Here is a 13680-nt window from a genome sequence, read left to right as displayed (position 1 = left end):
CCCGGGGCGGCGACCTCAGGCGGGCCCGGCCGCGAAGTGGCTGATCTTCCCGTCGGTGAGGGTGAACGTCCACGCGGAGGAGAGGTCGCCCCAGATGTCGTTGTGGTAGCGGGCCCGCAGCGACAGCCCGTCCGCCGACTCCCACTCGACGTCCATGCGGGGGTGCGAGGTGAAGATCTCCCGCTCGGCCCACTCGACGAGGTTGTGCTCCTTCTCGTCGTCGGTCATGGACGCGTCGGGCGTGAGCGTGGCCCACAGGGCGTCGCGGTCGCAGGCGTTCACGGCCGCCACGAAGGCGCGCACCGCCGGCTGGGACAGCGTGTCGTTGAGGCTCATGGAATCGGGGCCTTTCCTGGTGCTCCTGCTACCGATCGGCGCGCCCCGGTGCGGGGCACGCGACAGGTCGACGTAGGGGGTCCCGCCCGTTTGGTGAGCCGGGTTGGCGGCTGCCGGGGGCGGTGGGTCGGTGGCTTCTCGGATACGTGGGGCAGGTCGGGCGGGTGGGACGGATCGGGTGCGCCGGGGCGGCGCTGGGGCGTCGGAGGCGGGCCGCGTCGGGGTGGGTCCGTACGCCGGGGGCGTGGGCCTGTCGACACGTCGACGCGGTGACACGTCGACACGGCACGCGTGGGGCGACGACGGCCGCGCCGGGCGCGGGGGACGGCCCGTCAGCCGGCGGGGGCGGTCGCCCCTTCGGTGCCGGGCGGGCCCGTGACCCCGCTGAGCGCCTTGGCCAGGGCGTATGTGTCCTCGAAGAGGCGATAGCCGACGATCTGCCCGTCGCGCACGGTGACATGGGCCGCGAACGGCGTGGCCAGCGTCGCGCCGGTGGCCTTCACCGTGTCCGTGAGATGGCCGATGATCACGCCGTGGTCGCCCTCGACCACGGTGTGCGTGACGGTGAAGTCCTGCGGCGCCAGGTACTCGTGCAGCAGTCGGAAGAACTCGGCGACCTCGGCGCGCGAGGACCGCCGGCCCGACCAGGGCGCCGCTCCCGAGGCCGGGGCGTCCCAGTCCACGTCCTCGGAGAACAGCGCCACCGCGCCGTCCAGGTCACGGGCTCGGGTCTTGGCCAGATAGGCGTCGATGGTGGCGCGGGTGCTCTCTGTGGACATGTGTCAGCTCCTTACGCACGCGCTCGTCGGCGTGCTCCAGGCTCGCACTCTTCCCCCGATACCGCGACACCTTGCCATAACTTGGCCCCACGCGGGGCCCACACGCGCGGGCCAACTGGCGTTCGGCGCACACCCTGTTGGGACGTCGCGCCACGTCAGGACGCGTCGGGCGGGGCAAGCGGGCCGCCGCGCGGCGGTGGGCCGCGTCGGCGTGGCGGAGGGGCGAAATCCGTTGTGCCCGGCGGCACTTCGCCTCCTAGGCTGCCCGGATGCGCACTTCCGACCCTGCCACGCCCACCCACGCCGACCTCGCCCCGCTCGCCGATCACCCCTGGACGCGGGGCACGCACCGGGACGCGACGGCCCATCTCGTCCGCCTCGGCTGGACGCCCTGCGGCGTCGGCGACTGGGCGGTGGGCCTGCGCTCGCCGAGCGGCCACCTGGCCGCCCGCGTGTGCCCCTTCGACCCGGCGTACGCGGCCTTCCTCGACCTGTGCCGGCGCTGTGACGGCAACCCCTACCTGCCGCGCGTCGAGCGGGCCGAAGCGCTGGACGGCGGCGGCACGATGACCGTCATGGAGTTCCTGCGACCGGTGGAGGCACCGGTGGCCGACGCGGTGCGACGCCAGTGGCACGAGCGCCCGACCCCCGTACCGGCCTCCACCCGCCACGCGCGGACCGGGCCCGCCGACGACGCGCCAAACGCGCCGGCGACCGCGGAGCCGGCACCCGCGACGGCAGGTCCCGCGACGGGCGACTCCGTGGCGGCCGGTCCCGCGACGGCCGGTCCCGCGACGACAGCTCCCGTGGTGGCGGACGACCCCGACTTCGCCGCCGTGCACCGCGCCGCGTGCGACGTCAACGCCGCCTACCGGGCGTCCATGCCCTGGTGGGACGGTATCGACCTGAACGCGGGGAACGTACGCCGTGCCCTGGACGGCCGTCTGACGCTGATCGACATCTTCTGTATGGACGGCGCGTCCCTGTACGCCCAGGTGCTCGCGGACGCCCGCGTGGTGCGCGAGCGGATGGGCGAGGAACACACCCGTCACCTGCTCGACATCCCCTACATCGCCCGCGAGAGCACGCCGGAGGAGATCGACGCGCTGCGGCGGGCGTGGGAGCGCTGACGGCCCGCCGCACACCGACGAGTACGGTCGCACGCGACACGCCCTCGCCCACCCACGGGACAACCCCGGCCGTGCGTGGGCCCGTACGGCGCGGGCGGGCGCCACGGACTCCGCCTACCAGCCCCTCACCGACGAGAGACGACGGGACGACGGGACGATGAGCACCCCGCACCGACTGACGCGGCACGCGATCCAGGTCCTGCTCGTCGCCCAGATGGTGGTGGTCTGCGTGTACTGCTTCTGGTTCGTGCCCACCTTCGCGGGGGGCATCGGGCCCGAGGACGAGACCACCGGCGGCCCCAGCGACGCCCTGGTGGTCGCCGCCCTGGTCTTTGGCGTGGTCGTCGTGGCGTTGGACGCCGTGGCCTGCCGGGGCATCGCCCGCGCGGGGCGCGGGGCCGGGCCCGCGCGCCGGCCGCTGCTGGTGGCCGGGGCGGCGCAGGCCCTCATCGTGGTCTGCGCCCTGGTCGCTGGCTCGGCCGTGGCGGCGGCCGGCGCCGGCCTCCTGCTCGTGTTGCTGGCCGCCGCGCACCTGGCGCTCCGGCCGCGCCTTCGGTGAGCCGCCCGCTCAGTCGGGCGAACGCGGCGCGGGGATGCGCGGCGTCTCCGGGCGGTCGCCGGGAGGGGACGGCGGCAGCGGCAACGGGAGCCCGGGCAGGCCGTCGATGCTCGTGGCGATGTGCTCCTTGCGCTGGAAGTACGCGTTGAGCGACGCGTCGTCCTCGCGTGCGAAGCGCCGGGCGTGCAGCGCGCGGTCCTCGCGGTAGTCCATCAGGGGGACCGCGTAGCCGCAGGTGTCCCGGACGAGTTCGGCGGTCACCAGGATGACGGCCCGCAACCCGTGCGGCTCCGGGTCCACGGCGGGGAAGTGCCGCAGCAGACCGGCCCAGCGCGGGTCGTCGCGGAAGACGGGCTCGCCCCGCCCGTGCACCCGCACGATGTTCGGCGGTCCGTCGAAGGCACACCACATCAACGTGATGCGGCCGTTTTCCCGCAGGTGGGCGATGGTCTCCGCGTTGCTGCCGGCGAAGTCGAGATACGCCAGGTCCGCTCGTCCAGCACCGCGAACGACCCCGCCACGCCCTTGGGCGAGAGGTTGACGGTGCCCTCGCCGGACAGCGGCGCGGTGGCGGTGAAGAAGATCTTCTGCTCCTCGATGAACGTACGCAGCCGTCCCTCGATGCGTTCGTATGTCTTTCCCATGCCTCGCATGATGAGGAGGGGTACTGGACGATGATTGGAGGCGATCATGGCCCGAGCGGCGAAGGTGCGGGTGCGTCGGGTGTACGAGGAGCCGACGGCCGACGACGGGGCCCGCGTCCTGGTGGACCGGATCTGGCCACGCGGCCTGGCGAAGGACGCGGCGCGCCTGGACGACTGGTGCAAGGACGCGGCGCCCTCCACGGAACTGCGCCGCTGGTACGGCCACGACCCGGCCCGCCGCGACGAGTTCGCCCGCCGCTACCAGGCGGAACTGGCGGAACCCGCGGCCCGTGAGGCCCTCGGCCAGCTCCACGACCGGGCCAGGCACGGCACCCTGACCCTGCTGACGGCGACGAAGGACCTCGACCTCAGCCACGCGACGATCCTGGCCGAGGCCGTGCGCGCGGGACGCTGAGCCGGGAGCCGGGAGCCGGGAGCCGGGAGCCGGGAGCCGGGAGCCGGGAGCCGGGAGCCGGGCCGGCCCTCGTGGCTGCGGGTTCGACCGTGGCGGGCCGGGGGCGGGGCCAGGCGTGGCCGACGCGCGTCGGCGGCGACGGGCGGGGCAAGGGTCCGTAGTCCTACGACGCCTTCTCGCCGGCCCGATCGGCACACCCCGGCCCCTGGTCGACGGGGGTCGGCGCGGACGGGGCGGGCGGGGCCGGGGTGCTCGCGGTCGGCCCTTGGGGGGTGGGCAGGTCGCGGCGGGTGCGCAGCGGGGAGAGGAAGACCGGGAGGAACGCCGTGGCGAGGATCGCGCCACCCACCCAGAGCGCGGCGCGCACGCTGGCCACCTCGCCGAGCAGGCCCGCCGCCGCCGCGCCGACGGCGAGCGCGCCCGTGAGGACGAAGCGGAAGGTGGCGTTCATCCGGCCGAGCAGCGCGTCGGCGGTCATGTGCTGGCGCAGGCTGACCCCGAGCACGTTGTCCATGCCCGTCTTGAACATCACCAGCAGCCACCCCGCGCCGGCCACCCACAGCCAGGGCCCGCGGTCGAGGAGCGGTACCAACAGGCCGGCGGGCGCCACGCACAGGCCGGCCAGGCCCAGCGTGCGGCCGTAGCCGAGGAGGGCCGCGGCGCGGCGGGCGCAGCGCGCTCCGAGCAGGAGGCCGACCCCGCCCGCGGCCCAGAACAGGCCGAGCGCGCCCGCCGGGTAGCCGAGGTCCCGGACGAAGAGGACGGGGAGCATGGTGTTGATGAGCTGGCCGCCGAGGTTGACGAGGCCGGCCGTCAGGGCGAGGGCGCGTAGCTCCGGGTTGCCGAACACGTGCCGCAGGCCCTCCGCGATCTGGGCCCGTAGTCGGACGGTGGGCCTGGTGCGCGCGGCCGGGGTGTGGCGGATCGCGATCAGCCGCAGGGCGCTGGCCAGGTAGCTCACGGCGGTGCAGGCCACGGCGATGGGGGCGGTCAGCAGTTGGACGAGCCCGCCGCCGGCGCCGCGTCCGGCCACGCTGCTGACCGCGCTGAGGCTGACGACCGCGGCGTTCGCCGGCACCAGCGCCGAGCGGCCCACGAGTTGCGGCAACACGCTCTGCGAACCGATGTCGAAGAAGACCGTGGCGCAGCCGCTCAGCAGCACGACGGCGAACAACTGCCCCATCGTGAGCGCGTCCAGCCACCAGGCCACCGGGACCGAGGCGTACAGCGCCGCCCGCGTCAGGTCGGCGGCGATCAGTACCCGGCGGTGGCGCATCCGGTCCACCCAGGCCCCGGCGGGCAGCCCGATGAGCAGGAAGGCGAGCGTGCTCAGCGTGGCGAGGGCGCCGACCTGGCCGGGGGAGGCTTCGAGCGCGGAGACGGCGATGAGGGGCACCGCGACGTAGCCGATGTGCGTGCCGAGCTGGCTGAGGGCCGAGGCCGTGAACAGCGTGCGGAAGTCGGCGACGTGCCAGGGGGATGCGGGTCTCATGGTCCGTTCGTCCGGTCGGGTGCCGGAGGTGAGCCGGCCTGGGGGAGTCGGGGCGGTGTCACCCTGCCCGAGCGGACTCTGCACGACAAGTGAAATGTTCTCCGATTGTTCGTGTAGCGGAACTGCGAGGTTCCGGGGGTGGCCGGCGCGTGCGCCGCGCCCGGGCTCGGCGCGTTGACGAAACATACGGAGGGATGCATACTTATGCCAGTCAGCGTATGCACCGTAAGGAGAAACCCGTGACCGAGCGCGTCGTACTCGCCTACTCGGGCGGCCTTGACACCTCCGTCTGCATCGGTTGGATCGCCGAGGAGACGGGCGCGGAGGTCATCGCCGTGGCCGTGGACGTCGGACAGGGCGGCGAGGACCTGGACGTCATCCGCAAGCGCGCGCTCGCCTGCGGTGCGGTGGAGGCGGAGGTCGCCGACGCCAAGGACGAGTTCGCCGACGAGTACTGCCTCCCGGCGATCAAGGCCAACGCGCTCTACATGGACCGCTACCCGCTGGTCTCCGCGCTCTCCCGGCCCACCATCGTCAAGCACCTGGTGGCCGCCGCCAAGAAGCACGGCGCGACCACCGTGGCCCACGGCTGCACCGGCAAGGGCAACGACCAGGTCCGGTTCGAGGCCGGCATCTCGTCGCTCGCGCCCGACCTGAAGTGCATCGCCCCGGTCCGCGACTACGCCATGACCCGGGACAAGGCCATCGCCTTCTGCGAGGAGAACAACCTCCCGATCGCGACCACCAAGAAGTCGCCGTACTCCATCGACCAGAACGTCTTCGGGCGGGCCGTGGAGACCGGCTTCCTGGAGGACATCTGGAACGCGCCGATCGAGGACGTCTACGACTACACCTCGAACCCGGCAACGCCGCGTGACGCCGACGAGGTGATCATCACCTTCAAGGAGGGCGCGCCGGTCGCCATCGACGGCAAGCCCGTCACCGTCCTGCAAGCCATCCAGCAGCTCAACGAGCGCGCCGGCGCGCAGGGCATCGGCCGCATCGACATGGTCGAGGACCGTCTGGTGGGCATCAAGTCCCGGGAGATCTACGAGGCGCCCGGCGCCATCGCGCTGATCACCGCCCACCAGGAGCTGGAGAACGTCACCGTCGAGCGCGAACTGGCCCGCTACAAGCGGCAGGTCGAGCAGCGCTGGAGCGAGCTGGTCTACGACGGCCTGTGGTTCTCGCCGCTCAAGCGGGCCCTGGACGGCTTCATCGCCGAGGCCAACCAGCAGGTCTCCGGCGACATCCGGATGACCCTGCACGGTGGCCGCGCGGTCGTCACCGGACGGCGCTCCGAGCAGTCGCTGTACGACTTCAACCTCGCCACCTACGACACCGGCGACACCTTCGACCAGTCGCTGTCCAAGGGCTTCATCGAGATCTTCGGCATGTCCTCGAAGATCGCCGCCAAGCGCGACCTGGCCTGAGCGCCACCCGCGCCAGCGCCCACCGCCTCCTCGCCCCCGTGGCGGGGAGGCGGTCGCACACTGACTTATCGCGCGTCCTTTCCGAGGAGACAACAGTTGAGCAGCAACAGCGGTGACGTCCGGCTGTGGGGCGGGCGGTTCGCCGACGGTCCCGCCGAGGCCCTGGCCGCCCTCTCGGCCTCCGTCCACTTCGACTGGCGGCTGGCCCCGTACGACATCGCGGGCTCGCGCGCGCACGCGCGCGTGCTGCACACCGCCGGGCTGCTCACCGCGGACGAGCTGACCCGGATGCTGGGGGGGCTCGACCAGCTCGAAGCCGACGTGGCGGCCGGCTCCTTCGTAGGCACCGTCGCCGACGAGGACGTCCACACCGCCCTGGAGCGCGGCCTGCTTGAGCGGCTCGGCCCCGACCTCGGTGGCAAGCTGCGCGCCGGCCGCTCCCGCAACGACCAGATCGCCACCCTCTTCCGGATGTACCTGCGCGACCACGCCCGGATCATCGGCGGGCTGCTCACCGACCTCCAGGACGCGCTGGTCTCGCTGGCCGAGGCGCACCCGGACGCCGCCATGCCCGGCCGCACCCACCTCCAGCACGCCCAGCCCGTGCTCTTCGCCCACCACGTGCTCGCCCACGTGCAGGCCCTTGGCCGGGACGCGGAGCGGCTGCGCCAGTGGGACGAGCGCACCGCCGTCTCGCCGTACGGCTCCGGCGCGCTCGCCGGCTCCTCGCTCGGGCTCGACCCGGAGGCGGTCGCGGCCGACCTCGGGTTCGAGCGCGGCGCGTCCGGCAACTCGATCGACGGCACCGCCGCCCGCGACTTCGCCGCCGAGTTCGCCTTCATCGCGGCGATGATCGGCGTCGACCTGTCGCGGATCGCCGAGGAGGTCATCCTGTGGAACACGAAGGAGTTCTCCTTCGTGACGCTGCACGACGCCTTCTCCACCGGCTCCTCGATCATGCCGCAGAAGAAGAACCCGGACATCGCCGAGCTGGCCCGCGGCAAGTCGGGCCGTCTCATCGGCAACCTGACCGGCCTGCTGGCCACGCTCAAGGCGCTGCCGCTGGCGTACAACCGCGACCTCCAGGAGGACAAGGAGCCGGTCTTCGACTCCTGTGACCAGTTGGAGGTCCTGCTGCCCGCGTTCACCGGCATGATGGCGACCCTGACCGTGCACGAGGAACGGATGGCCGAGCTGGCCCCCGCCGGCTTCTCGCTCGCCACCGACATCGCCGAGTGGCTGGTCCGCGAGGGCGTGCCGTTCCGGGTCGCGCACGAGGTCGCCGGGGAGTGCGTGAAGGTGTGCGAGGCGGCGGGCATCGAACTCGACCAGCTCACCGACGAGCAGTTCGCCGCGATCTCCCCGCACCTGACGCCCGAGGTGCGCACCGTGCTGAACGTCTCCGGCGCGCTGGCCGCGCGCGACGGGCGCGGCGGCACCGCGCCGTCGGCCGTCGCGCTCCAGTTGGCCGAGGTGAAGGCCGACCTCGCCGTCCAGCGGGACTGGGCCGAGGCCAAGCGGTAAGCGCGGGCGCGCGCCCGCGGCCCAGCGCCACACGAGGCCGGGCAGGCTCATCGGGAGCCTGCCCGGCCTCGTGCGTGCCCGCCGCCCGGGGCGATGCGGTGGGCCCGGTGGCGGAGTGGACGACCCGAGTGAGACATCAACGTCTCATGTGGCGTATGGTCGTCTCATGACGGTCGACAAAAGCCAGGTGCTGCGCACGGCGGCGACCCTGCTCACCCGCAAGGCGACGACATCCCTGGACGAGATCGCCAAGGCGGCCGGCATCAGCCGCGCCACGCTGCACCGCCACTTCGCGGGCCGCGACGCGCTCATCAAGGCCCTGGAGGAACTGGGCATCGCGCGCTTCGAGGCGGCGTTGGACGCCGCGGCCATCGAGGAGGGCGACGCCACCGGCGCGCTGCGCCGGCTGATCACCCACATCGAGCCCGAGGCCGCGCTGCTGGCCTTTCTCACCACCGAGAACCAGCTCTTCGAGGGCGAGCCCAACGCGGGCTGGGACCGTCTGGACGAGCGGATGAACAGCCTGTTCCGGCGCGGGCAGGAAAGCGGCGAGTTCCGCGTCGACCTGACCGCCGCCTGGTGCACGGAGGCGCTGTACGGCCTGGTCGGGGCCGCGGCCTGGGCCGTGCACGCCGGGCGGATCGCCCCCAGGGACACCGAGAAGATGATCGCCGAGCTGCTGTTGGGCGGCGTGCGACGGAGCATGGAGCAATGAGCAGTCGGATAGCGACAACGGGCCCCGGCGCCCACCCCAGCCCCGAGACCTCGCGCCCCGGGCGCTGGCTGGCGCTGGCCGTGCTGGTGCTGGCGGTGCTGCTGGTCGCGGTGGACGCCACCGTGCTCGGCCTGGCCACCCCCTTCCTCAGCGAGGACCTGCGCCCCTCGGGCACCCAGTTGCTGTGGATCGGCGACGTCTACTCCTTCGTGATCGCCGGTCTGCTCGTCTCCATGGGCAGCCTCGGTGACCGGATTGGCCGTAAGAAGCTGCTGCTGATCGGTTCGGTGGCGTTCGGCGCGATCTCCGTACTCAACGCGTACGCGACCAGTCCGGAGATGATGATCGTGGCGCGGGCGCTGCTCGGCGTCGCCGGCGCCACGCTGATGCCCGCCACCCTCGCGCTGATCCGCAACCTCTTCCACGACCCCAGGGAGCGCAGCCTCGCCGTCGGGATCTGGGGCGCCACGGCCTCGGCCGGCGCGGCGGTCGGCCCGGTGGTGGGCGGCTTCCTGCTCGAACACTTCTGGTGGGGCTCGGTCTTCCTGATCAACCTGCCGGTGATGCTCGTGCTCGTCCTGGTCGGCATGCGACTGCTGCCCGAGTCGCGCGACCCCTCGCCCGGCCCCTGGGACCTGCCCAGCGTGGGGCTGTCCCTGGTCGGCATCATCGGCGTCGTCTACACCGTCAAGGAGGCGGCGGCGCACGGCCTGGGCTGGGACGTCGCCGCCGCGGGCGTGCTCGGCGCGCTGGCCCTGACCTGGTTCGTACGCCGCCAGCTCACGCTGCCGTCGCCGCTGCTGAACATGCGGCTCTTCCACCACCGCGGCTTCTCCGGGGCCGTCCTCGCCGACCTGCTGACCATCCTCGGCCTGTCCGGCCTGGTCTTCTTCCTGTCCCAGTTCCTCCAGCTCGTCCAGGACCGGGAGCCGCTGGAGGCCGGCCTCGCCGAGCTGCCGGCCGCGGTCGGCGCGGTCTCCGCCGGCCTGGTCGCCGGCCTGGTCGCGCGCCGGTTCTCGGTGCGCGTCGTGGTCTCCGGCGGGCTCGCGGCCGTCGGCCTGGCGCTGGCCGCGCTGGCCTGGCTGGAGAGCGACACCGGGTACCCGCTGCTCGGCGCGGTGCTGCTGGTCGTCGGCGTCGGGGCCGGGTTCTCCTTCACGGTCACCGCCGACGTGATCCTCTCCAGCGTGCCGGGCGACCAGGCCGGCGCCGCGTCGGCGGTCTCCGAGACCGCGTACGAACTGGGCGCGGCGCTCGGCATCGCGCTGCTCGGCTCCATCGTCACCGGCGTCTACCGCGACTTCGCGACCCCCAGCGGCGTCCCGGACAAGGCGGCGTCCGAGGCCCACGAGTCGCTCGGCGGCGCGGTCGAAGCCTCGCACGGACTGGCCCCCGGGCAGGGGGAGGCCCTGCTGACGTCGGCGCAGGAGGCGTTCGTGGACGGGCTGCGGATCGCGGCGTCGGTGGGCGCCGCGGTGCTGCTCGCCACGGCCGTCGCCGCCTGGTTCCTGCTGCGCGGCCAGCGACTGGCCGACACCGCGGCCGAGGCGGTGGCGCTGGCGGAGGCAGGCCGGGGCACGCCCCGCGACGGGAAGGCGGGCCCGCCGCGCCCGTAGCGTCGCGGCCGGCCCGCGCCGCCCGCCGCCCCCTGACGGGTTCCGGCTCGCCTCAGGGGTGTCGGCGGCTGCGTACGCTCTCGTCCCTGGCGGAATCGTCGGCCGCCCGCCGCGGCCAGTTGGGCGAGGGTGGGCCGCGCGGCCGGGCCCTGGGCCAGGCAGCGCGCCGCCAACTCCCGCAGACCGTCGGGCACTTCGGCCAGGCGCGGCTCCTCGTGCACCGTGCGGTAGAGCAGGATCTGCGGGTCGGCCAGACCGAAGGGGCCCGAGCCGGTGCACGCGTACGTCAACACGCCGCCCAGGGCGAACACGTCGGCCGCGCCGGTGACCCCCGGGCCCGCGCCGCTGACCTGTTCGGGGGCCATGTAGCCGGGCGTGCCGAGCGACATGCCCGGGTGGGTCAGCGCGCTGTGCGTCGCCGAGTGGGCGATGCCGAAGTCGATGATGCGCGGCCACGGTGTGGGGCCGTTCGGGTCGGCGTCCACCACGGCCGCCGCGAACGTGCCGCTGACCTGTCGGGCCGCGGCCACCTCGCGGGCGAAGCGGCGCCGGAACCCGGCGTCGTCGGCGAGTTCGGCCCGCGCGGTCTTCACCGCGACCGTCCGGCCCTGCGCGGAGCGCCCGAGGTAGACCCGGCCCATGCCCCCGCCGCCGAGCACCCCGATCAGCCGGAACGGGCCGACCTGTCGCGGGTCGTCCCTCGCCAGTGCTCTCCCGTGCGCCGCCCCCTCACCAGACGCGCCAGACGCGCGCCGCCCGCCAGTATCACTCAACTGGCGGGCGGCGACGGGGTTTCGGGCGCGGACGGGTGCGCAGGTGGGGACCGGGTTACGCGGCCCGGGCCTTCGTCGCGTACATGTCCACGTACTCCTGGCCGGACAGGCGCATGACCTCGCTCATGACCTCGTCGGTCAGGGCGCGCAACACGTACCGGTCGCGCTCCATGCCGTCGTAGCGGGAGAAGTCCAGCGGCTCGCCGAAGCGGACGGTCACCGGCGCGATGTGCAGCCGGCCCTTACCGCCGGGCTGCACCTTGTCGGTGCCGATCATCGCGAACGGGACCACGGCCGCGCCGGTCATCAGGGCGAGCCGGGCCACGCCGGTGCGCCCGCGGTACAGGCGGCCGTCGGGGGAGCGGGTGCCCTCCGGGTAGATGGCGAACACCTTGCCCTCCTCCAGCACGCGACGGCCGGTCATCAGCGCCGCGACGCCGCCGTGCCCGCCGTCCCGGTCCACCGGGATCATGCCGCTGGTGCGGAAGAACCACGCCATCAGCCGGCCCTTGAGCCCCTTGCCCGTCACGTACTCGTCCTTGCCGATGAAGTACACCGGCCGCTTGACGATGAGGGCGACGAACAACGAGTCGACGAAGGTGACGTGGTTGCCGGCCAGGATCACCGGACCGTCGCCGGGAACGCGCTCCGCCCCCTCCACCTTCGGGCGGAACAGGACGCGCATGAGCACTCCGAGAATCGCCTTCAGCACGATGCGGGACAACGGACCCTCCGGTCGGTGGTGGTCGGAACGCGGCGCGAGGTGCGCGCCCGGCGGGGGGTCGGCTCGCCCACCGGGCCACCGGCCTCCCCGCGCAGGTGAGGACGATACTCGCGAGTACCCCCTGTGCGCACACCGGGCCCACGACGTGGAAGGGCGGGGTCCACGGCTGTTCGTGCGCCGTTGGCACGGATGTCCACGGCCCGCAAACTGGGGGCGCCTACGATCGCCCCCTCGAACAGGCAAGACGAGGAGTACGCATGGAGCAGGAGCAGCGGCCCGGACGGCGCACCCTACTGGGCGCCGCCGCCATCGGCGCCGGAGCGATGGTGTGGTCCGGCACCGGCACGGCCACCGCCGCCGGCCGCGGCCACGGACACGGCCAGCACGGGCGTGACCTGCCGGTGCCCACGGTCGTCGCCCACCGCGGGGCCAGCGGCTACCGCCCCGAGCACACCCTCGGCGCGTACCAGCTCGCCCTCGACATGGGCGCCCACGTCATCGAACAGGACCTGGTGCCCACCAAGGACGGCCACCTGGTGTGCCGTCACGAGAACGACATCACCGGCACCACGGACGTCGCCTCGCACCCGGAGTTCGCGGACCGCAAGACGACCAAGACGGTGGACGGCGCCAAGCTCACCGGCTGGTTCACCGAGGACTTCACGCTCGCCGAGCTGAAGACCCTGCGCGCCACCGAGCGCATTCCCGGCACCCGCCGGCAGAACACGCTCTACGACGGCCGCTGGGAGGTGCCCACCTTCGCCGAGGTCCTGGAGTGGGCCGAGCGCGAGGGCAAGCGGCGCGGGCGTCGCGTCTGGCTGCACATCGAGACCAAGCACCCCACCTACTTCCGCGACATCGGCCTCGCGCTGGAGCCGCGACTGGCCAAGCTGCTGCGCGCCTACGGTCGGCACCGGCACAACTCGCCCAACTTCGTGCAGTCCTTCGAGCCCAGCAGCATCGAGCGACTGAGCAAGCTGGTCTCGTGCCCCGGCGTGGTGCTGCTGTCCTCCGCCTCCTCGCGCCCCTGGGACTTCGTCCAGTCCGGCGACCCGCGCACCGTGGCCGACCTGGTCACGCCGAAGGGCCTGGCGTGGATCGCCCGCTTCGCGCGCGGCATCGGCCCGGACCTGTCGCTGGTCATCCCGCGCGACAAGAGCGGCAAGCTCGGCACGCCCACCACGCTGGTGCGCGACGCCCACGCGAGGAAGCTGCTCGTGCACCCGTACACGATGCGCAACGAGAACAGTTTCCTGCCGCTGGACTTCCGCAAGGGCACCGACCCGGCCGCGTACGGGGACGCCTTCGGTGCCCTCAAGCTCTACTTCGAGCAGGGCATCGACGGCATCTTCTCGGACCACCCCGACACGGCGCTGCTCGCCCGCGCCGACTTCGTCGGGAAGTAGCCGCCTTCGCGCGAGGACAGCCCCCTTCGGGGGGAGGCTGACCCCGCGTCGGAGCGTGGGCCGCCGCGACGGGGGAAGCGGCGGCGGCCGGGCGCGCCCCGGGTCGGTCTCGTCACCGACCCGGGGCGCGCCGT

13 protein-coding genes and 2 pseudogenes are annotated in these 13680 nt (G+C 73.4%); 9 read left to right on the top strand and 6 right to left on the bottom strand.

The window, feature by feature from the left end; all coding sequences use genetic code 11:
- Nucleotides 1-15: 15 nt before the first annotated feature.
- Both AC3CHW_RS04560 and AC3CHW_RS04555 read right to left on the bottom strand, forming a co-directional pair.
- Nucleotides 16-336 (bottom strand): nuclear transport factor 2-like protein, encoded by a 321-nt coding sequence (locus tag AC3CHW_RS04560; RefSeq protein ID WP_176164928.1) that lies wholly within the window; start codon nt 334-336, stop codon nt 16-18.
- 332 nt (nt 337-668) lie between these two features.
- Entirely contained in the window at nt 669-1115 is a 447-nt protein-coding gene (locus tag AC3CHW_RS04555) for a nuclear transport factor 2 family protein (RefSeq protein ID WP_398606736.1), read from the bottom strand.
- A gap of 269 nt (nt 1116-1384) precedes the next feature.
- Between AC3CHW_RS04555 and AC3CHW_RS04550 the strand changes: the two genes are divergently transcribed.
- Together AC3CHW_RS04550 and AC3CHW_RS04545 are read left to right on the top strand one after the other, a co-directional pair.
- Entirely contained in the window at nt 1385-2245 is an 861-nt protein-coding gene (locus AC3CHW_RS04550; protein ID WP_488469624.1) for a hypothetical protein, read from the top strand.
- 157 nt (nt 2246-2402) lie between these two features.
- Nucleotides 2403-2804, top strand: coding sequence for a hypothetical protein (locus AC3CHW_RS04545; RefSeq protein ID WP_488469623.1), 402 nt, complete (start codon nt 2403-2405; stop codon nt 2802-2804).
- 9 nt (nt 2805-2813) lie between these two features.
- On the opposite strand, the pseudogene AC3CHW_RS04540 reads toward AC3CHW_RS04545, so the two are convergent.
- Nucleotides 2814-3448: pseudogene (locus tag AC3CHW_RS04540) on the bottom strand (pyridoxamine 5'-phosphate oxidase family protein).
- A gap of 46 nt (nt 3449-3494) precedes the next feature.
- Here AC3CHW_RS04540 and AC3CHW_RS04535 point away from each other — a divergent pair.
- A complete protein-coding gene (locus AC3CHW_RS04535; protein ID WP_398606740.1) occupies nt 3495-3863 on the top strand; it encodes a DUF488 domain-containing protein in 369 nt (122 codons plus the stop codon).
- Nucleotides 3864-4026: 163 nt separating this feature from the next.
- On the opposite strand, the gene AC3CHW_RS04530 is transcribed toward AC3CHW_RS04535, so the two are convergent.
- Nucleotides 4027-5355: an MFS transporter gene (locus tag AC3CHW_RS04530; protein WP_488469622.1), complete on the bottom strand. Its 1329-nt coding sequence runs from the start codon at nt 5353-5355 to the stop codon at nt 4027-4029.
- Nucleotides 5356-5594: 239 nt separating this feature from the next.
- Here AC3CHW_RS04530 and AC3CHW_RS04525 point away from each other — a divergent pair, with 239 nt between their 5' ends.
- The 4 genes from AC3CHW_RS04525 to AC3CHW_RS04510 all read left to right on the top strand — a co-directional run bounded on the left by AC3CHW_RS04525 (nt 5595) and on the right by AC3CHW_RS04510 (nt 10643).
- Nucleotides 5595-6788, top strand: a complete 1194-nt coding sequence (locus tag AC3CHW_RS04525) for an argininosuccinate synthase (RefSeq protein WP_217200543.1) — start codon at nt 5595-5597, stop codon at nt 6786-6788.
- 96 nt (nt 6789-6884) lie between these two features.
- Nucleotides 6885-8312, top strand: coding sequence for an argininosuccinate lyase (gene argH, locus AC3CHW_RS04520; protein ID WP_488469621.1), 1428 nt, complete (start codon nt 6885-6887; stop codon nt 8310-8312).
- 166 nt (nt 8313-8478) lie between these two features.
- Entirely contained in the window at nt 8479-9027 is a 549-nt protein-coding gene (locus tag AC3CHW_RS04515; RefSeq protein ID WP_459247259.1) for a TetR/AcrR family transcriptional regulator, read from the top strand.
- Nucleotides 9024-10643 (top strand): MFS transporter, encoded by a 1620-nt coding sequence (locus AC3CHW_RS04510; RefSeq protein ID WP_488469620.1) that lies wholly within the window; start codon nt 9024-9026, stop codon nt 10641-10643. The genes AC3CHW_RS04515 and AC3CHW_RS04510 overlap by 4 nt, the downstream gene beginning before the upstream one ends.
- Before the next feature lie 173 nt (nt 10644-10816).
- On the opposite strand, the pseudogene AC3CHW_RS04505 reads toward AC3CHW_RS04510, so the two are convergent.
- Nucleotides 10817-11128 (bottom strand): annotated as a pseudogene (locus AC3CHW_RS04505) (protein kinase domain-containing protein); the annotation flags it as partial.
- Between AC3CHW_RS04505 and AC3CHW_RS04500 the strand changes: the two are divergent.
- On the top strand, nt 11019-11273 hold the full coding sequence (locus tag AC3CHW_RS04500; RefSeq protein ID WP_488471272.1) for a hypothetical protein: 255 nt from the start codon (nt 11019-11021) through the stop codon (nt 11271-11273). The pseudogene AC3CHW_RS04505 and the gene AC3CHW_RS04500 overlap by 110 nt on opposite strands.
- 198 nt (nt 11274-11471) lie before the next feature.
- On the opposite strand, the gene AC3CHW_RS04495 is transcribed toward AC3CHW_RS04500, so the two are convergent.
- Nucleotides 11472-12140, bottom strand: a complete 669-nt coding sequence (locus AC3CHW_RS04495; protein WP_359326569.1) for a lysophospholipid acyltransferase family protein — start codon at nt 12138-12140, stop codon at nt 11472-11474.
- Nucleotides 12141-12397: 257 nt separating this feature from the next.
- Between AC3CHW_RS04495 and AC3CHW_RS04490 the strand changes: the two genes are divergently transcribed.
- The gene (locus tag AC3CHW_RS04490) at nt 12398-13546 is read left to right on the top strand and encodes a glycerophosphodiester phosphodiesterase (RefSeq protein ID WP_488469619.1); all 1149 of its coding nucleotides are present in this window, start codon (nt 12398-12400) and stop codon (nt 13544-13546) included.
- Nucleotides 13547-13680: the final 134 nt, after the last annotated feature.

Source organism: Streptomyces sp. MGP-BFMKR1, assembly GCF_057766585.1.
The sequence above is the reverse complement of the archived record's forward strand: the minus strand, read 5'-3'. Positions and strand labels throughout refer to the sequence as shown.

Excerpts from the sequence above, each read along its gene's own strand:
- AC3CHW_RS04555 (WP_398606736.1), bottom strand. The coding sequence starts at position 1,115 with ATGTCCACAGAGAGCACCCGCGCCACCATCGACGCCTATCTGGCCAAG.
- AC3CHW_RS04490 (WP_488469619.1), top strand. The coding sequence starts at position 12,398 with ATGGAGCAGGAGCAGCGGCCCGGACGGCGCACCCTACTGGGCGCCGCC.
- AC3CHW_RS04560 (WP_176164928.1), bottom strand. The coding sequence starts at position 336 with ATGAGCCTCAACGACACGCTGTCCCAGCCGGCGGTGCGCGCCTTCGTG.
- AC3CHW_RS04550 (WP_488469624.1), top strand. The coding sequence starts at position 1,385 with ATGCGCACTTCCGACCCTGCCACGCCCACCCACGCCGACCTCGCCCCG.
- AC3CHW_RS04545 (WP_488469623.1), top strand. The coding sequence starts at position 2,403 with ATGAGCACCCCGCACCGACTGACGCGGCACGCGATCCAGGTCCTGCTC.
- AC3CHW_RS04530 (WP_488469622.1), bottom strand. The coding sequence starts at position 5,355 with ATGAGACCCGCATCCCCCTGGCACGTCGCCGACTTCCGCACGCTGTTC.
- AC3CHW_RS04535 (WP_398606740.1), top strand. The coding sequence starts at position 3,495 with ATGGCCCGAGCGGCGAAGGTGCGGGTGCGTCGGGTGTACGAGGAGCCG.
- AC3CHW_RS04510 (WP_488469620.1), top strand. The coding sequence starts at position 9,024 with ATGAGCAGTCGGATAGCGACAACGGGCCCCGGCGCCCACCCCAGCCCC.
- AC3CHW_RS04515 (WP_459247259.1), top strand. The coding sequence starts at position 8,479 with ATGACGGTCGACAAAAGCCAGGTGCTGCGCACGGCGGCGACCCTGCTC.